The organism is Lysobacter humi (ex Lee et al. 2017) (genome assembly GCF_054781815.1).
This window is the reverse complement of the sequence record NZ_BAAGTR010000010.1, coordinates 108,625-126,160: the sequence shown is the minus strand read 5'-3', so window position 1 is coordinate 126,160 and position 17,536 is coordinate 108,625. Positions and strand designations below refer to the sequence as shown.

General features: G+C 71.4%; 17 protein-coding genes. 5 read left to right on the top strand and 12 right to left on the bottom strand.

Translation table 11 applies throughout. The features are described from left to right. Window positions 1-346: energy transducer TonB (locus ACYVJJ_RS11005; RefSeq protein ID WP_460833549.1), on the top strand; the 346-nt coding region annotated here is incomplete at its 5' end. Between the two features lie 246 nt (window positions 347-592). On the opposite strand, the gene ACYVJJ_RS11000 is transcribed toward ACYVJJ_RS11005, so the two are convergent. The 8 genes from ACYVJJ_RS11000 to ACYVJJ_RS10965 all read right to left on the bottom strand — a co-directional run bounded on the left by ACYVJJ_RS11000 (window position 593) and on the right by ACYVJJ_RS10965 (window position 6,592). Then, window positions 593-1,117, bottom strand: a complete 525-nt coding sequence (locus tag ACYVJJ_RS11000; RefSeq protein WP_460833548.1) for a hemerythrin domain-containing protein — start codon at window positions 1,115-1,117, stop codon at window positions 593-595. A 121-nt stretch (window positions 1,118-1,238) separates the two neighbouring features. Beyond that, window positions 1,239-2,423: an ABC transporter permease gene (locus ACYVJJ_RS10995; protein ID WP_460833546.1), complete on the bottom strand. Its 1,185-nt coding sequence runs from the start codon at window positions 2,421-2,423 to the stop codon at window positions 1,239-1,241. Beyond that, on the bottom strand, window positions 2,420-3,166 hold the full coding sequence (locus ACYVJJ_RS10990; protein ID WP_460833545.1) for an ABC transporter ATP-binding protein: 747 nt from the start codon (window positions 3,164-3,166) through the stop codon (window positions 2,420-2,422). Before ACYVJJ_RS10990 ends, ACYVJJ_RS10995 begins: the two co-directional genes overlap by 4 nt. A gap of 4 nt (window positions 3,167-3,170) precedes the next feature. Then, complete coding sequence (locus tag ACYVJJ_RS10985; protein ID WP_460833543.1) at window positions 3,171-4,679, bottom strand: alpha/beta hydrolase; 1,509 nt, start codon at window positions 4,677-4,679, stop codon at window positions 3,171-3,173. Between the two features lie 90 nt (window positions 4,680-4,769). Next, complete coding sequence (locus tag ACYVJJ_RS10980) at window positions 4,770-4,973, bottom strand: hypothetical protein (RefSeq protein ID WP_460833541.1); 204 nt, start codon at window positions 4,971-4,973, stop codon at window positions 4,770-4,772. Beyond that, window positions 4,970-5,170, bottom strand: coding sequence for a helix-turn-helix transcriptional regulator (locus ACYVJJ_RS10975; protein WP_460833539.1), 201 nt, complete (start codon window positions 5,168-5,170; stop codon window positions 4,970-4,972). Before ACYVJJ_RS10975 ends, ACYVJJ_RS10980 begins: the two co-directional genes overlap by 4 nt. Window positions 5,171-5,172: 2 nt before the next feature. After that, window positions 5,173-5,748: a hypothetical protein gene (locus ACYVJJ_RS10970; RefSeq protein ID WP_460833537.1), complete on the bottom strand. Its 576-nt coding sequence runs from the start codon at window positions 5,746-5,748 to the stop codon at window positions 5,173-5,175. A gap of 118 nt (window positions 5,749-5,866) precedes the next feature. Continuing rightward, window positions 5,867-6,592 carry a ferredoxin--NADP reductase gene (locus ACYVJJ_RS10965; protein ID WP_460833555.1) on the bottom strand — a complete coding sequence of 242 codons (726 nt, stop codon included), beginning with the start codon at window positions 6,590-6,592 and terminating at the stop codon, window positions 5,867-5,869. A gap of 161 nt (window positions 6,593-6,753) precedes the next feature. Here ACYVJJ_RS10965 and ACYVJJ_RS10960 point away from each other — a divergent pair, with 161 nt between their 5' ends. From ACYVJJ_RS10960 to ACYVJJ_RS10950, 3 genes are read left to right on the top strand one after another with little or no spacing between them, the layout of a single operon-like run. After that, window positions 6,754-7,716, top strand: a complete 963-nt coding sequence (locus ACYVJJ_RS10960) for an ABC transporter ATP-binding protein (protein WP_460833535.1) — start codon at window positions 6,754-6,756, stop codon at window positions 7,714-7,716. A gap of 8 nt (window positions 7,717-7,724) precedes the next feature. Next, window positions 7,725-8,510: an ABC transporter permease gene (locus ACYVJJ_RS10955; RefSeq protein WP_460833533.1), complete on the top strand. Its 786-nt coding sequence runs from the start codon at window positions 7,725-7,727 to the stop codon at window positions 8,508-8,510. Between the two features lie 59 nt (window positions 8,511-8,569). Beyond that, window positions 8,570-9,469, top strand: coding sequence for a DUF2167 domain-containing protein (locus ACYVJJ_RS10950; protein ID WP_460833532.1), 900 nt, complete (start codon window positions 8,570-8,572; stop codon window positions 9,467-9,469). A gap of 36 nt (window positions 9,470-9,505) precedes the next feature. Here the strand turns inward: ACYVJJ_RS10950 and ACYVJJ_RS10945 are convergent, their stop codons facing one another. The 4 genes from ACYVJJ_RS10945 to ACYVJJ_RS10930 all read right to left on the bottom strand — a co-directional run bounded on the left by ACYVJJ_RS10945 (window position 9,506) and on the right by ACYVJJ_RS10930 (window position 14,977). Continuing rightward, window positions 9,506-12,589 carry an efflux RND transporter permease subunit gene (locus ACYVJJ_RS10945; RefSeq protein WP_460833530.1) on the bottom strand — a complete coding sequence of 1,028 codons (3,084 nt, stop codon included), beginning with the start codon at window positions 12,587-12,589 and terminating at the stop codon, window positions 9,506-9,508. After that, window positions 12,586-13,695: an efflux RND transporter periplasmic adaptor subunit gene (locus ACYVJJ_RS10940; RefSeq protein WP_460833529.1), complete on the bottom strand. Its 1,110-nt coding sequence runs from the start codon at window positions 13,693-13,695 to the stop codon at window positions 12,586-12,588. Before ACYVJJ_RS10940 ends, ACYVJJ_RS10945 begins: the two co-directional genes overlap by 4 nt. A gap of 79 nt (window positions 13,696-13,774) precedes the next feature. Next, a complete protein-coding gene (locus ACYVJJ_RS10935; RefSeq protein ID WP_460833527.1) occupies window positions 13,775-14,176 on the bottom strand; it encodes a VOC family protein in 402 nt (133 codons plus the stop codon). 3 nt (window positions 14,177-14,179) lie between these two features. Continuing rightward, complete coding sequence (locus ACYVJJ_RS10930) at window positions 14,180-14,977, bottom strand: TatD family hydrolase (protein WP_460833526.1); 798 nt, start codon at window positions 14,975-14,977, stop codon at window positions 14,180-14,182. 48 nt (window positions 14,978-15,025) lie between these two features. Here ACYVJJ_RS10930 and hrpB point away from each other — a divergent pair, with 48 nt between their 5' ends. Beyond that, on the top strand, window positions 15,026-17,536 hold the full coding sequence (hrpB, locus tag ACYVJJ_RS10925; RefSeq protein WP_460833524.1) for an ATP-dependent helicase HrpB: 2,511 nt from the start codon (window positions 15,026-15,028) through the stop codon (window positions 17,534-17,536).

The window sequence follows — 17,536 nt, the reverse complement described above, 5'->3', positions numbered from 1 at the left end:
GGCCGCCGAGCGTCGCGCCGCCGAGCAGGCCGCCGCCCAGCGCACGGCCCAGCAGCAGGCGCCGGCGCGTCCCGCCGCCCCGGCGGTCGCGAGCGAGCTGCGAGCACTGTCCACGCCGGCGCCGGACTTCCCGTCCGAGGCGCTGCGCAACGCGCAGTCGGGCGAGGTGCAGGTGGAGTTCACCGTCGACACGTCAGGCCTCGTCTCCGCCGCCCGCGTGGTCCGCGCCACCCCGCCGCGCGTCTTCGACCGCGCCGCGCTCAGCGCCGTCAAGCGCTGGCGCTTCGCGCCGATCGATTCGCCGCAGACGGTACGCCGCACCATCTCGTTCAGCCCCGGCACCTGATCGCCGCGGCAGGACGACGAAACGCCCGGCGCAAGCCGGGCGTTTTTCGTTTTCGGACGATGCCGGAATGTTGCAGCTACCGCCGATTACCCGCAGATGCTCCGGCGACGTCGGCATCCGCCGCGGATGAAGCAGCCCTGCGTCACCCGATCGAGGTCAACACGACGTGCTGCTCCGAGCGATGCAGCGCTATCGCGCCGCGCTGCCGATTCAGCATGCGCGCGGCGCCACGCTCCGATCGTCGCCTCAGCCGGGCGCGCCCGGCACGCGGAAGATCGACGCCGCCGCGGTCTTGAGCTTGGCGTGCAGGGTAACGCCCTCGCCCATGCCCGACGTCTTCCACTCGGCGTACTGCTCGTCCATCTCGGCGAGCTCCTGCGCGGTAAACAGCTCGCGCATCAGCGAGAACATCTGCTCCTCCTCCTCGCGCGCATGGTGGTCGAGCAGCTCGCCCATCACCTTCGCCGAACCGGCGAACTGGCGGCTGTCGACGCTCGACGCCTTGAGGTCGGGCAGCACGCTCTGCTCGACCGCACGATGCTCCTGCATCGCGGCCGCGTAGAGCAGCTTCTGCTCGTGGCTCGCACGGCTTTCGAAGGCCGGGTAGAAGACCAGCTCCTCCCACTTCGCATGGGGCACCAGCGCGGCCTCGATCTGCTCGAGCAGCGAGGCCCGCGTCTTCTCGGCGCGGTCGGTGGTGGCGTTCATCTGCGCGAACAGCTCGCGCAGCAGATCGTGTTCGGACTTGAGGGTGGCGAGGATGCTGCGCATGACGGGTCTCCGGATCGACGCCGCCATGCTCCCGTCGTCCGCGCCGCCCGGACGTGAAAAGAGGCCGGCGGAACCGGCCTCCGTTCAACTGCTCGCAGGCGGCGTGGCCGCCGCGTGAAGCTCAGCCGGCGATCGCCAGGCGCTCCTGGTGGTAGCGACGCACCGCCGCGAACCACAGCACCAGTGCGAGGCCGAGCCCGGCGGCGAAGTAGATCGCCCACGTCTGCGCGTCGATCGCCTCGGCGCGCACGATCTTCATGATCATCTGGTTCTGCGCCAGGAACGGCACCGCGAACTGCCAGGCCTGCGACTTGATCGGGTTCACCATCAGCATGATCGACGGGATCATCGGCAGCAGCATCAGCCACGTCATGTGGCTCTGCGCCTCCTTCATGCTCTTGGCCGACGCCGCGAGGAAGGTGAGCAGCGACGTGCCGATCAAGAGCATCGGCACGAGCACCACGAGCATCTTCCCGATCGCGAGCGCGCTCACATCGAGCATGCGGGCGCTCGACGACAGCTGCGCGCTGAGCTTGAACGCGAGCAGCGTGAGCAGCAGCGACAGCAGGCCGAGCGCGCAGGCCGCGGCGATCTTGCCGGACACCACCGCGCCGCGGGCCGCCGGCGTGGCGAGCAGCGGCTCGAGCGACTGCCGTTCGCGCTCGCCCGCGGTGGCGTCGAGGATCAGGTAGGCGCCGCCGAGGAACGAGCTCAGGATCAGCAGGTAGGGCAGCAGCGCGGCGAGCAGCTGCCCACGCTTGGCATCCTCGCTGGCGACGTCACGGTCGCCGACCGCGAGCGCGCGCGTCACCGACGGATCGATGCCGCGTGCGAGCAGGCGCAACGCACCGACCTGGTCGCGATAGCCGCCGAGCGCCGCGCGCACGCGCGCGATCGGGATCTCCGCATTGCGACGCGTGCTGTCGGCGACGATCTCGACGACCGCGGGCCGGCCGGCGCGCCAGTCGTCGGCATAGTCGGCATCGATGCGCAGGCCGACGTCCTCCGCCTCGCGCGCGACCGCCGCGTCGAGATCGGCCGGCGCCTTCTTCGCGCGGATGCCCTGCGAGGCGAGGTAGGCGACCAGATTCGGCGCGCGCTCGAGGCCTTCGACGGGGATCTCGAGCACGCGATCGAGCTCGGTCTTGGCGCGGCGCTCGGCCATCGAGCCCACCCCGATCATCAGGATCGGATAGATCAACGGCCCCAGCAGCAGCGCGAGCGCGAGCGTGCGGCGATCGCGCGAGATGTCGCGCAGTTCCTTGCGCATCACCGCCCAGACGGTGGCGAGGATTCCGGTCTTCATGCGTGCAGTCCCTCTTCCGAGCCGATCGCCTTGACGAAGGCGTCCTCGAGGTTGTCCTCGCCCATGCGCGCGCGCAGCTCGTCGGCGGTGCCGGCGGCCACCACCTGGCCCTTGGCGATGATGACGATGCGGTCACACAGCGCGGCGACCTCCTGCATGATGTGGCTCGAGAAGATCACGCAGCGCCCTTCGGCCTTCAGTTGCTGCAGAAAGCCGCGCATCGCGCGCGTGGTCATCACGTCGAGGCCATTGGTGGGCTCGTCGAGGATCACGTTCTTCGGATCGTGCACCAGCGCGCGGGCGATCGCGGTCTTGGTGCGCTGGCCCTGGCTGAAACCTTCGGTTTGCCGGTCGAGGATGTCCTCCATCTGCAGTGCGCCGGCGAGCACCTGCGTGCGCTGCGCGATCTGCTGCGCGGAGAGCCCGTGCAGCTCGCCGAAGTAGGCGATGTTCTCGCGCGCGGTCAGGCGCTTGTAGACGCCGCGCGCATCGGGCAGCACGCCGAGCGCGCGTCGTACCTTTTCGGGCTCGCGCGCCGCGTCGACGCCGTCGACGAGCACCTGCCCGCTGTCGGGGCGCATCAGTGTGTACAGCATGCGCAGCGTGGTGGTCTTGCCGGCGCCGTTCGGGCCGAGCAGGCCGGTGATCTGGCCATCGAAGGCCTCGAAGTCGACGCCGTCCACCGCCTTCACGGTGCCGGTCTTGGTCTTGAATGCCTTGTGCAGGCTGCGTGCGGTGATCATGGGCTCACGGCTCCCAGCCGTTGAAGCTGGTGAAGGGGGGGATCGGCGCGACGCTCGCCAGGCACTTCACGTCGAGCGACTTCGCATTCGCGCTCTCGATGAACTGGCCGACGAGCTTGGGCATGCAGCCGGTGGCGAACACGCCGTGGCCCTGCCCGCGCAGCACGACCGCGCGTGCGTTCGGCAGCGCGGCCGCGACGCGCGCGGCGTACTCGGGCGGCGTGACGGGATCGAGCTCGCCGGACATCAGCAGCGCCGGCACGCCGGTACGCAACGGTGCGGTGAAATCGGCCGGTCGCGTGCCGCGCGGCCAGGCGCTGCAGGCCGAGAAGAACATCGACGACATCTCGTCGCCGAGCGCGGTGCCCGCATCCTTCGGGTCCGGCACGTAGCGGTCGGCGTCCTCGGCGCAGATCACCGACCACTGCATGCCGCGGTTCATGCTGCCGGTCATCGACTCGCCGCCCATCGCCGCAAGCGAGGCGAGCGGGCCGTAGCGCCCCTGCGCGGCCTCGTCGATCACCACCGGCAGCAGCGCCGCCGCATGCGGCATGTAGGACAGCATCTGCGTGATGCTCACCACCGCCTGCGGCGTGAGCGTCTCGCGCTCGGCGGCGCCCGTGGCCGGATGCCGGAACTCGACCTCTATCGGGCTCGCGGCGAGACGCTGCTTGATCTGCATGAGCTGCGCGCGCAGGTCGCGCGGGTAGCGCTTCGTGCAGGTCGCCTCCCTTGCGCAGGCGCGGTCGCGCAGCTCGAGCGTGCGCTCGAACGTGCGCGCGAACTCGCCGCCGGTGACGAGGTCGTTCGGCACCACGCCGTCGAGCACGAGGGTGCGCGTGGCCCGTGGATGGCGCCGCGCGTACTGCTGCGCCACGCGCGTGCCGTAGGAAACGCCGACCAGGTTGACCTTCTCGACGCCGAGCGCGCGGCGCACGGCATCGAGGTCGGCGACCGCCTGCGTGGTGGTGAACAGCCGCGGATCGTTCTTCTGCGCCTTCGCGCACAGCCCGGCGTACTCACCCACCGCGGCAACGTCGATGCGCGCCTCGAACCGCTTCTCCAGGCCCTCGGGGCAGCTGAGCGGCGCCGACTGCCCGGTGCCGCGCTGGTCGATGAGGAAGACATGGCGCGTCTTGAGCACCTCGCGCAGGCCCTGTGCGACGCCCGCCGCATGCTCGGTCGCCGCCTGCCCGGGCCCGCCCGCGAGGAAGAACACCGGGTCGGGCGCCGGCTCGCCCTTGTCGCCGGCCTGAAGCCAGGCGATGCGCAGGTCGAGCATGCGGCCGCGCGGCTTTTCGGGATCCTCGGGCACCCGGAGCGTGCCGCACATGCCGTTGACGGTCTGGGTGGCGAAGGCGCCCGAGAGCGCACAGGGCTCGAAGTCGATGCGGCCGACGCGGCGCACGGCCGCGTCGCCCTCGGGGCGTGCGGCCGGGCCGCGCGCCCCGTCGCAACCCGCGAGGCCGGCGGCGATCGCGAGCGCGAGGACGGGAAGGCGAAGTCGTTGCATGGGATCCATCCGACGAAAGTGGAGCGGAGAAGAGGTCCGCAGGTGCGGAGCGTGGACGTGCCGGGCGGAACGCCGCCCGTGCCGGTCGGCCTAGGCCCGCGCCGGCGGCGTGCCTGCGCAGGCGGGCCGGGCGCGACGGCCACCGGCCTGCAGGACGACCCAGACCCCGGGCAGCACGGCGCCCGTGAGTGCGGGCAGGTCGAAGACGGCGGTGGCGGCGAGCGCTGCGGCGGCGAGGGCGGCACCGAGCGCGAGCGCGCGGCGGGCGGCGGGATCACGCGGGAACAGGTTCATGCGTCGTCTCCGGGAAGGAAGATCGCCTCGATCGGGCGGCCGAACAGGCGCGCGATGCGGAAGGCGAGGGGCAGGCTCGGGTCGTACTTGCCGGTCTCGATCGCATTGACGGTCTGCCGCGAGACGGCGAGCCGCTCGGCGAGCTCGCCCTGCGACCAGCCCGCGCCCTCGCGCAGCTCGCGCACCCGGCTCTCCATGCTCAGCGGTACCGCCGCGCCACGACGCACCTGGCGATGCCGTAGCCGATGCACAGCAACGGGAACATCCAGAACATCGCACCGGCGGCGGAGATCTCGATCACCTTCGCGCCCTGCAGGAAGCCGCCCGTCATGTAGCCGAAGCCGGTGGCGACGCTGCCCAGCGCGAGCGCCTCGAGCTCGATGCGGCGCTGCAACTCGTCGAGGTCGCGGATGTAGCGGGCGGTGGCACGCAGTGCGATCGCGATCGGCAGTGCGGGCAGCAGCGCGACCACCGCGCGCAGGCCGACCGCGTCGACACGCTTGAGCAGCCAGACCGAGAGCATCAGCACGCCGACATAGGCGAGCATCGCCGGCAGCGATTCGCGCAGGTAGCGGCGGCTCACCGCGCGCGTGGCCGGATCCTCCGCCTGCTCGCGCCGCCACAGCAGCAGCGAATAGACCGTGAGCGCGAGGGCTACGGCGACGGCTGCCCAGCGCAGGCCCGGCGGCACGTCCGGCGACAGGCGCTTCAGGGCCATCGCCCCGAGCAGCAGGAGCATGGCGACAAGGGCGAGCGGCTCGGAGCGCAGGGTCATGGCGGCTGTCAAATAAACTTGACAGCGACGATAGGCAGCGGCCGGGAGCCTGTCAAGCATTCTTTACAGCCCGCGACGTCATGTGGGCGGGCGCCTCGCAAACGCTACGCGTCGGGACCTACTTGCTGCTGACGTACTTCTCGCGGCGGATCTGCGCCGGCGGCAGGCCGAAGGCCTTCAGCGCCTCGAACGCCGCGTCGACCATGTTCGGATTGCCGCAGAGATAGGCGATGTCATTCGCCGGATCGGGCGTGAACTCGTCCAGGAACTGCTGCACGTAGCCGTGGCGCACATCGCGATGGGCATGCGGCGTGCCCGGCGCGGGCAGCTCGCGCGAGAAGCACGGCACGAAGCGGAAGTGGGCCGGATGCGCCTCGGCGAAGGCGCGGAACTCCTCGCCGTAGAGCAGCTCGGCGGGCGTGCGGGCGCCGAACAGCAGCACCACCTCGATGCCGCGCTCGCCGATCAGCCGCGCGAGCTCGGGCAGCATCGAGCGGTAGGGCGTCACGCCCGTGCCCGTGGCGATGAGCAGGTAGCGACGATTCGCGTCCTGCGGCATCAGGCAGAAGCGCCCGTACGGCCCGCTCGCGTTCACGGTCCCGCCGATCTCGAGGCCCTCGAACAGCGCGGTCGCCGCGCCGCCGGGCACGTAGCTCACCGCGATCTCCACCGCCTCGCCCGGGCCGATCGCATGGTCGTGGATCGTCGCGAGCGAATAGCTGCGCTTGGTCGCCGTGCCGTCGGCATAGGCGAAGTGCACCTGGATGAACTGCCCGGGGATGAAATCGAGCGGCTGGCCATCCTCGCGTACGAAGGCGTAATGGCCGATGCCCGGCGCCAGCATGCGGCGCGAGACGAGCTTGAGCGGGAACTGGACGATGGCCAAGCGGGATTCCTGACAGTCCGCGGCGCGCGGCCGCTGGAACGCTGCGTGCGCGCAGGCGCGCGCGAGGGGCTGCCTATACTAGCGGCTCGCCGCCCGACCCGCGGCCAGGTTCTCCCTCGATGATCGATCCCGCTGCGACGACCGCCGGCGTTCCGGCCCTGTCCGTGCGCGACCTGCGCAAGACCTACGAAGGCCGCGTCGAGGCGCTCAAAGGCGTCTCGCTCGACGTGATGCCGGGCGACTTCTTCGCCCTGCTGGGCCCGAACGGCGCCGGCAAGTCGACGCTGATCGGCATCGTGAGCTCGCTGGTGAACCTCACCGCGGGCAGCGTGCACGTGCACGGCATCGACCTGCAGCGCGACCGCGCGAGCGCCATGCGCCAGATCGGGCTGGTGCCGCAGGAAATCAACTTCAACATGTTCGAGAAGCCGCTCGACATCGTGGTGAACTACGCCGGCTTCTACGGCGTGCCGCGGGCCGAGGCGCTCGAGCGCGCGGAAGTCGAGCTGCGCCGCGCGCAGCTGTGGGAGAAACGCGACGCGATGAGCCGGACGCTCTCGGGCGGCATGAAGCGCCGCCTGATGATCGCCCGCGCGATGATGACCGCGCCGCGCCTGCTGATCCTCGACGAACCGACGGCGGGCGTCGACATCGAGATCCGCCGCGGCATGTGGAAGACGCTCAAGGAGATCAACGCGAGCGGCACCACGATCATCCTCACCACGCACTACCTCGAGGAAGCGGAGAGCCTGTGCCGCAACGTCGCGATCATCGACCGCGGGCGCATCGTCGAGCAGGGCCCGATGAGGACACTGCTCGCCAAACTCGACGTCGAAGGATTCCTGCTCGACATCGACGGCCTGCTGCCGGCCACGCTGCCGCACATCGAGGGCATGACGATCACCGCGGCCGACGACCACACGCTGGACGTGGAGATGCCGCGCGCGATGGACCTCAACCGCGTCTTCTCCGCGCTCGGCGCCGCCGGCATCCGCGTGCGCTCGATGCGCACCAAGTCCAACCGCCTGGAAGAACTCTTCGTGAAGCTGACCGGCGAGAACGCCGGGACGGCCGCCGTATGAGCACCCCGATGAACACGCCGACCACCTCTTCGCACCACCTCGTCGCGCTCGGCACCATCGTGCGCCGCGAGGTCCGCCGGATCCTGCGCATCTGGGGCCAGACGCTGGTGCCGCCGGCGATCACGATGACGCTCTACTTCCTCATCTTCGGCGGGCTGATCGGCTCGCGCGTGGGCGAGATGGACGGCATCCGCTACATGGACTTCATCGTGCCCGGCCTGGTGATGATGTCGGTGATCCAGAACGCCTACGGCAACATCTCCTCGAGCTTCTTCGGCGCGAAATTCGGCCGCCACGTCGAGGAGCTGCTGGTCAGCCCGATGCCGAACTGGGTGATCCTGCTCGGCTACGTCGCCGGCGCGGTGCTGCGCGGCCTGATGGTCGGCGCGATCGTGCTCGCGATCGCGATGCTGTTCACCGACGTGCGCATCCCGCATCCGGTCGTCACGTTCACCACCGTGCTGCTGGGTGCGACGATCTTCGCGCTCGCAGGCTTCGTCAACGCGGTATATGCGAAGAAGTTCGACGACATCGCGATCGTGCCGACCTTCATCCTGACGCCGCTCACGTACCTCGGCGGCGTGTTCTATTCGGTCAAGCTGCTGCCGGACTGGGCGGAAGCCGCGACGCATCTCAATCCGATCTTCTACATGGTCAATGCCTTCCGCTACGGCCTGCTCGGCACGAGCGACGTCCCGCTCGCCACGGCGTATGCGCTGATGCTCGCCTTCGTGGTGGCGCTCGGCGCGCTCGGGCTGTGGCTGCTCAAGCGCGGCGTGGGGCTGCGCAGCTGATCGCCGCGTAGAATTCCGCCACCGGGCGTGGGGACGCCCGAAGGGGACTACCGATGTCGATGAAATGGATGCTCCTCGGCCTGCTGGCCGTGGGGCCGACCGTGCTCGCGCAGGCGCCGGACGAGGCGACGATGCGTGAGAAGACCCGCGCCTTCGTGCGCACGCTCAATTTCCGCGAAGGCACCGCGGCGATTCCGGACGCGAAGGCGACGATCCAGCTCGGATCGGACTTCCGCTACCTGGAGAAGGCCGATGCCCGACGCGTGCTGGAAGAGCTGTGGGGGAATCCACCCGACGACGAGGTCATCGGTCTCGTCGTGCCGCGCGAGCCCGCGCTGGAGGACGACGCGAGCTGGGCGGTGGTGGTGACGCATTCCACCGACGGGCATGTCTCCGACGAGGACGCCGCCGAGATCGACTACGAGGCCATGCTCGCCGACATGAAGAGCGAGGCCAGCGCCGAGAACGAGGCGCGCGCGGAGGCCGGCTACGAGAAGGTCGAGCTCGTCGGCTGGGCCGTGCCGCCGCGATACGACGCCGCGACGAAGAAGCTGCACTGGGCCAAGGAACTCGCCTTCGAGGGCAGCAAGGGCAATACGCTCAACTACGACATCCGCGTGCTCGGTCGCGAGGGCTACCTGAGCCTCAATGCCGTCGCCCGCATGGCCGACCTCGAGCGCGTGCGCGGCGGCATGGCCACGCTCATCCCGCGCGTGGAGTTCGAGCCGGGCGCGCGCTACGCGGACTTCAACGAATCCACCGACAAGGTCGCGGCCTACGGCCTGGCGGCGCTCGTCGGCGGCGGCCTCGCGGCCAAGACCGGGCTGTTCGCCAAGCTCGGCGTGCTCCTGCTCGGCCTCAAGAAGCTGCTGCTGCCGCTGGCCCTGGGGCTCGCGGCGGCCGGTCGCTGGCTCTTCGGCCGCTTCCGCAAGGACCGCGACGGCGGCACCGCGGCCTGACCTGTGCGCGGCGCCCGGCTCCGGCCGGGCGCCGACTCAGTTCGATGCGGCCGGGGACGGAACGTCCGCCTTGCCGCGCCGCAGCTTGCGGCGCATCCACGCGCCCACGTCGTCGACCACGGTGTACGCCGCCGGGATCACGATCAGGCTGAGCAGCGTCGACGTGAACAGCCCGCCGATCACCGCCACCGCCATCGGCGCGCGGAAGCTCGAATCACCCGAGAAGCCGAGCGCGATCGGCAGCATGCCGGCGCCCATCGCGAGCGAGGTCATCACCACCGGACGCGCGCGCTTTCGGCAGGCATCGACCAGCGCATCGTGCTGGCTCATGCCCATCTCGTCCTCGGCGATCACCGCGTAGTCGACCAGCAGGATCGAGTTCTTGGTCGCGATGCCGATCAGCATCAGCAGGCCGATCAGTGCCGGCAGCGAGAGCATGTGCTGGGTGATCAGCAGCGCGCCGAACGCGCCGCCCGCGCACAGCGGCACCGCCGAGAGGATGGTGAGCGGCTGCAGCGCGTGGTTGAACAGCAGCAGCAGCACCATGTAGATGCACACCAGCCCCGCCGCCATCGCCAGTAGGAAGCCGACGAACAGCTCGACGAAGATCTCGGCATCGCCGGCATTGAGGAAGCTCACGCCCGGCGGCGGGTTCTTCACTGTCGCGAGCTGGTTGACCTCGTTCATCACGTCGCCCAGCGGACGCCCGTTGAGCTCGGCGGTGAACGTGACGTTGCGCTGGCGCTGGTAGCGCGAGATCACCGACGGCCCGCTCGCCTGCGTGATGTCGGCCACCGCCGCGAGCGGCACCGGCCCGTTGGCGCCGGGCACGCGCAGCTGGCCGATCAGCGCGGGATCCGAGAGGTCCGCCTCGGCGAACCCCACGCGGATCGGGATCTGCCGCTCGGGCAGGTTGAGCTTGGCCAGGCGTTGCGTGTAGTCGCCGCTGGTGGCGATGCGCGCGGCTTCGGCGATCGCGGTGGTGGACACGCCGAGGTCCGCCGCGCGCGCGGGGTCGGGCACGATCACCAGCTCGGGCCGCAGCAGCGAGGCCGAGGAGCTCACGCTGCCCAGGCCCTTGATGGTGCGAAGCTCGCGGCCCAGCGAATCCGCCGCCTCCTGCAGCTGCTGCGGATCGTCGCCGGCGAGCACGAGCTGCATCACCTCGCCGGGCTCGGTCGAGAGGTAGCTCACGCGCACGCCGGGCAGGTCCATCAGGCGCGCACGTGCATCGCGCTCGAGCTGCTTCTGGTCGCGCCCGCGATCCTCGGCATGGCCCCAGTCGAGCACGAGCGTGGCCGTGCGCGCCTCACCCGGGCCGGACTTGCCCGGATCGCCGAGGTCCAGCGCCGAGCCGATCACCGTGTAGACCTGCGTGAGCTCGGGGATCGCCTCGAGCCGGGCGCGCGCGGCCTCCGCCACGCGCACGGTCTCCTCGATCGGCGTGCCCGGTGGGAGCTCGATCGAGAGGTTGCTGCGGCCGAGGTCGGAGAACGGGATGAAGGTCGCCGGGATGTACTTCACGAGCCACATCGAGCCGGCGAAGAACAGCGTCGCGCCGAGCAGCGTGATCCAGCGGCGGCGCAATGCGGCGTCGACGAGTCCGAGGTAGCGCTTCATCAGCGGGCCCTCCTTCTCCTCGTGCCCGCCGCCCTTGAGCTGGTAGGCCGCGATCATGGGCGTGAGCAGCCGCGCGACCAGCAGCGAGAACAGCACCGCGGCGGCCGCCGTCCAGCCGAACTCGCGGAAGAACTTGCCGGGGATGCCCGGCATGAAGGCCACCGGGATGAACACCGCGGCGAGCGTGAGGGAGGTGGCGATCACCGCGACGCCGATCTCGTCGGCCGCCTCGCGCGCGGCTTCCAGCGGGGTCTTGCCCATGCGCAGGTGGCGCACGATGTTCTCGATCTCGACGATCGCGTCGTCGACCAGGATGCCCACGACCACCGACAGCGCAAGCAGCGTGATCAGGTTCAGCGTGAAGCCGAAGAAGTACATCACCGCGAACGTCGGGATGATCGACAGCGGCAGCGCGACCGCGCTGATCCACGTCGCGCGCCAGTCGCGCAGGAAGGCCCAGACCACCAGCAGCGCGAGCAGCGCGCCTTCCCAGAGCATGGTCATCGACGAGTCGTAGGAGCGCTCGGCTTCCTCCACCATCGCCGTCACCAGCCGGAACTTCGTGCCCGGATGCGCGGCCTCGAGCTCGGCGATCTTCGCGCGCACGCCCTCGGCCACTTCGAGCTCGGACGAGCCACGCGTGCGCGAGATGGCGAACGAGACCACGGGCTTGCCGTCGAGCAGCGCGACCTGCGACGGATCGGCCGCGCCGTCGCTGATGCGCGCGAGCGTGCCCAGCCGCACCGCGCGGCCGTCGCGCAGGGCGATCGAGAAGTCCTGCAGCTGCGCGGCGCTGCCGACGGTGCCCAGCGTGCGGATGACCTGCTGCGAGGCATCGAGCTCGGCGCGGCCGCCCGGGCGCTCGACCTGACTCGCCGCGATCTGCTGGCTGATCTCGCCCGCGGTGACGCCATAGGCCTGCAGCGCGTCCGGGTCGAGATCGACGCGGATCTGCCGCTCCACGCCGCCGGCACGCGACACCTTCGCCACGCCGGCGACGCCGAACATCGCGCGGGTCACCTCGCGGTCGACGAACCAGCTGAGCTCGTCGACGCCCATGCGGTCGGACGCCACCGCATAGGTCAGCAGCGAGCCGCCGATGTCGACCTTGTTGATGATCGGTTCCTGGATGTCCTGCGGCAGGTCCGAGCGGATCCGGCTCACCGCGGCGCGCGTGTCGTCGAGGGCGGTGGCGAGATCGGTTTCCAGTCGGAACTCGATCGCCGTGGTGCTCGCGCCCTCGCTCACGCTCGAGGTCACGCGCTTGACGCCGTTGAGCGTCGCCACCTGGTCCTCGATGCGGCGCGTCACTTCGGTCTCGAGCTGGCTCGGCGACGCGCCGGGCTGCGGCACGGTCACCGTCACCATCGGAAAGGCGATGTCGGGAAAGCGCGCGACCGGCAGCTTCCAGAAGCCCCACAGGCCCGCCACGCACAGCACGAAGAAGATCATCAGCGCCGGCAGCGGCCGGCGGATCGCCCAGGCGGAGACGTTGATCATGGCGCGCTGGCCTTCGCCGGCGGCGCGGCGGTGTCGGCGACCACGCGCACGGTGTCGCCCTCGCCGACGAACCCGGCGCCGCGCACGATCACGCGAATGCCGACCTCCAGACCGTCGAGGATTTCGGTCCAGCCCTGCGTGGTCGCGCCGGTGCGCACGCGCAGGCGGCGCACCAGGCCTTTGCCATCGACGCTGAAGACATACGGATTGCCGTCGCGCACCACCACCGCGGCGGCCGGGACCGCGAGCACGCGCGCCGCGCCCGTCAGGATGCGGCCGGGCACGTAGGCGCCGACGCGCAGGCCGTCGGGATCGTCGAGGTCGGCGTAGACCGTGCCGGTGCGCGTGGCCGCGTCGACGCCCGGGCTGACCGCGCGCACCTGGCCTTCCACGGTGCCGCCGCCCGGCACCTCGAGGACCACCGGATCGCCGACGTCGACGCGCGCGAGCTCGGCATCCGCGAGCTCGGCACGCCATTCCAGGCGGCCGTCGCGGATCAGGCGCAGCAGCTCGGTGCCCGCGGCGACGACCTGCCCGGGCTGCACGAGGCGCTTGGAGATCACGCCGTCGTCCGGCGCGCGCAGCTCGGCGAAATCGCGGCGCAGCTGCGCCGCGTCGAGCGCGGCGCGGGCGGTCGACACGCGTGCATTGGCCTGGTCGCGCGCGGCGCGCAGCTCGTCGAGCTGGCCGGCGGAGATGTACTTGCCGCGCGCGAGCGGCTCGGCGCGGCGCAGGTTCGCCTGCGCGAGCGTCGCACCGGCCTGCGCCTCGCGGTAGGCGGCCTGCGCCTGCGCGAGGTCACTGCCGAGCGTGCGCGCGTCGAGCTCGAGCAGCACCTGCCCGCGGCGCACGTACTCGCCCACGTCGACATAGAGCCCGGTGACGCGCAGCCCGCTCACCTCGACGCCGAGCTGCATCTCCTCCCAGGCCGACACCGGCCCGGAAACGCCGATCGCGCGCTCGATCTCGCGCAGCTGCGCGGGCTCGGCGGAGACCGCCATCGGCGGCGTCGCCTCCGGCGTGTCCGCGGCGTCGTCCTTCTTCGCACAGCCGGCGAGCACGAGGCCCGCCATGCCGATCCATGCCCAGTGCCGGAGCTTCGTCATCGCGTGGGGAGTCGAGTCGGGCGTCGTGCCCGTGGAGGCCGCAAGGATACGGGACGGTACGTGGCCGCCCCAGTGCCGCTCAGCCAACGGCGCCCGGGCCGATCAGGTCCCACAGCGTGCCGTAGAGGTCGCGAAACACCGCGACCGTGCCGTAGGGCTGCACGCTCGGCGGGCGCACGAATTCGACGCCGGCCGCGAGGTAGCGCCGGTAGTCGCGGTCGAAGTCGTCGGTATGCAGGAACAACGCGACGCGCCCGCCGGTCGCGTCGCCGATGCGCGCGGCCTGCTCCGGCGTCGACGCGCGCGCGAGCAGCAGTCCGGTGCCCGTCGATCCGGGCGGCGCGACCACCACCCAGCGCTTGCCCTGCTCGGGCATGTCGCGATCCTCGACGAGCGAAAAGCCGAGCCGGCCGACGTAGAAATCGAGCGCCTCGTCGAAATCGCGCACGACCAGGGTAACGAGCGCGATCGACTGGCGCATGGGTCAGCGCGCGGGCGGAAGGCGGAAGAAGGCGCGCGCGGTCGAGGTCGTCGCGGCTGCCGCGGTGTCGACCGCCTCGCCGCGGTCGCGCGCGAGCTCCTCGACGATGTGCGGCAGGAACGCCGGCTCGTTGCGGCGGTCCTTCGGCGACGGTTTCAGCGTGCGCGGCAGCAGGTAGGGCGCGTCGGTCTCCACCATCAACCGGCTGGCCGGCAGGTGCGGCACGATCTCGCGCAGGTGCTGGCCGCGGCGCTCGTCACACAGCCAGCCGGTGATGCCGATGTGCCAGTCGCGGTCCAGATACGCGAACGCTTCTTCGCGCGTGCCGGTGAAGCAGTGCACCACGCACGGGCCGATACGGCCCTCGAAGTTCTTCATGATCGCCACGAAGTCCTCGTGCGCATCGCGCTGGTGCAGGAACAACGGCTTGCCGGTGTCGACCGCGACCTGCAGCTGCATCTCGAACGCGCGACGTTGCGCCGGGCGCGGAGAGAAGTCACGGAAATAGTCGAGGCCGCACTCACCGACCGCGACGACCTCGTCGTGGGCGAGCAATGCGCGCATCTCGGCATCGCATCCGGCGGTGTATTCGACCGCGTGGTGCGGATGCACGCCGGCGGTGGCGAACAGCACGCCGGGATGGGCGCGCGCGAGCTCGACGGCCTTCGGCGAATGCTCGCGGCTCGCGCCGGTGACGACGAGCTGCGAGACGCCGGCCGCGCGCGCGCGCGCGAGCACGGCGTCGCGGTCGCGGTCGAAGGACTCGTGGGTGAGGTTCGCGCCGATGTCGATCAGTTCCATCGCGTGATTTTAGCCGGGCACCGCGGGCGCGACCGATAGAATCGCGCGGTGGCGTTCCCCATCGATCCCCTGCTGCCGCGCATCCGCGAGAGCCTCGCGGCGCATCCGCGCCTGGTGCTGGAGGCGCCGCCCGGCGCGGGCAAGACCACGCAGGTGCCGCCCGCGCTGCTCGAAGCCGAGTGGCTCGCGGGCCGGAAGATCCTGATGCTCGAGCCGCGCCGCGTCGCCGCACGTGCCGCGGCCGGCTTCATGGCCTCGCGGCGCGGCGAGGACGTTGGTGCGACCGTCGGCTACCGCATCCGCTTCGAGAGCCGCGTCTCGGCGTCCACGCGAATCGAGGTCGTCACCGAGGGCATCCTCACGCGCATGCTGCAGGACGATCCGATGCTCGAGGGCATCGGGGCGATCGTCTTCGACGAATTCCACGAGCGACACCTGGCCGCCGACCTCGGCCTCGCCCTCGCGCTCGACGTGCAGGCGCAGGTGCGCGACGACCTGCGCCTCGTGGTCATGTCCGCCACGCTCGACGGCGAACGGCTCGCGCAGTTCCTCGACGCGCCGAGGCTGTCGAGCGAAGGTCGCAGCCATCCCGTCGAGATCGCGCATTTCCCGGCACGCCGCGACGAGGCGCTCGAGCACCAGGTGCGGCGCGCGGTCGAGCATGCCTTGGCCGCGCATCCGGGCGACGTGCTGGTCTTCCTGCCCGGGCAGCGCGAGATCGCGCGCGTCGATGCGTTGCTCGGCCACGTCGATGCCGACGTGCTCGCCCTGCACGGCGAGCTGCCCGTCGAGCAGCAGTCGCGCGTGCTGCAGCCCGCGGCGGATGCGCGGCGCCGCGTGGTGCTGGCGACCAACGTCGCCGAGTCGAGCGTCACCCTGCCCGGCGTGCGCGTGGTGATCGACACCGGCCTCGCGCGCGAGCCGCGCTTCGATCCCGTGAGCGGCTTCGCGCGGCTCGACGTCGTGCCGATCGCGCAGGCATCCGCCGACCAGCGCGCGGGCCGCGCGGGCCGCGTCGCCGACGGCTGGGCGTATCGCCTGTGGCCGCAGTCGCAGCGGCTGGAGCCGCAGCGCCGGCCGGAGATCGCGCAGGTCGACCTGTCCGCGCTCGCGCTCGAGCTCGCGCTCTGGGGCGGTGGCGACCTGCGCTTCCTTGATGCGCCGCCGCCGGGTGCGCTCGGCGCCGCGCGCGACCTGCTCGCGCGGCTCGGCGCGCTCGACGGCGCGCAGGTCACCCCGCCCGGCCGGCGCATGCTCGCGCTCGGCACGCATCCACGGCTCGCCGCGATGCTGATCGCCCCGACCGACCCGCGCGAGCAGGCGCTCGCCTGCGACCTCGCCGCGCTGATCGAGGCGCGCGACCCGCTGCGTGCCGCGCCCGGGCTGCCGCGCAGCGACGCGCTCGCGCACCGGTGGCAGGCGCTCGCCGCGTTCCGCGAGGGCCGCACGCCGCCCGAGGCCTCGCGCGCCGGCCTCGCGCAGATCGACCAGGCGGCGAAGCAGTGGCGCCGTCGCCTGCGGCTCGACGCCACGCCGCCGCGCAGCCTCCCCGCGCATGCACTCGGCGATGTGCTCGTGCATGCCTTCCCCGATCGCATCGCGCGCCGACACGCGACCGATCCGCTGCGCTACCAGCTTGCGACGGGGCGCACCGTGCGCCTGTTCGATGCGAGCGCGCTGCACGGCGAACCGTGGCTCGTGGTCAACGAGTTGCGCGACGAGGCTCGCGACGCGCGCATCCTGCAGGCCGCGCCGGTCGACGAGCATCGCCTCGAACGCGACTTCCCCGCGCGTTTCGTCGGCGAGGACCGCGTGTACTGGGACGATGCCGCGCGCGCGATCGCCGCCGTGCGCGAGCGGCGCTTCGACCACATCGTGCTCGAGTCGCGGCCGCTGCCCCGGCCAGACCCCGCGCGCTGCGCCGACGCGCTCATCGATGCCGTGCGCCAGCTCGGGCTCGATGCATTGCCCTGGACCGACGCCCTGCGCCAGTGGCGCGAGCGCGTGCGCTGCCTGCGCGCATGGGCGCCGCTGCCGGTCGATGATCCGGGCGCGCTGCCGGATCTGGCCGACGTCGCACTGCTCGCCACGCTCGATGACTGGCTGCGCCCGGCCCTGCACGGACGCACGCGGCTCGACGCACTCGACCAATCCGCGTTCGGCGACGCCCTGCGCGCGCGCGTCGACTGGTCGCAGCGCCAGCGCATCGACCGCCTCGCGCCCGTCCGCATCGCCGTGCCCTCGGGCATGGAGCGCGCGATCACCTACGCCACCGATCCCGACGGCCAGCCGTTGCCCCCGGTGCTGGCGGTGAAGCTGCAGGAGCTGTTCGGCCTCGCCGACACGCCGCGCATCGTCGACGGCCGCGTCCCCCTCACCCTCCACCTGCTCTCGCCCGCGGGCCGCCCGCTGCAGGTCACGCAGGACCTGCGCGGCTTCTGGGAGCGCACGTACCCGGAGGTGCGCAAGGAGATGAAGGGCCGCTACCCGAAGCATCCGTGGCCGGAGGATCCCTGGAGTGCCCGGGCGACGCACCGCGCCAAGCCACGCGGCGGATGA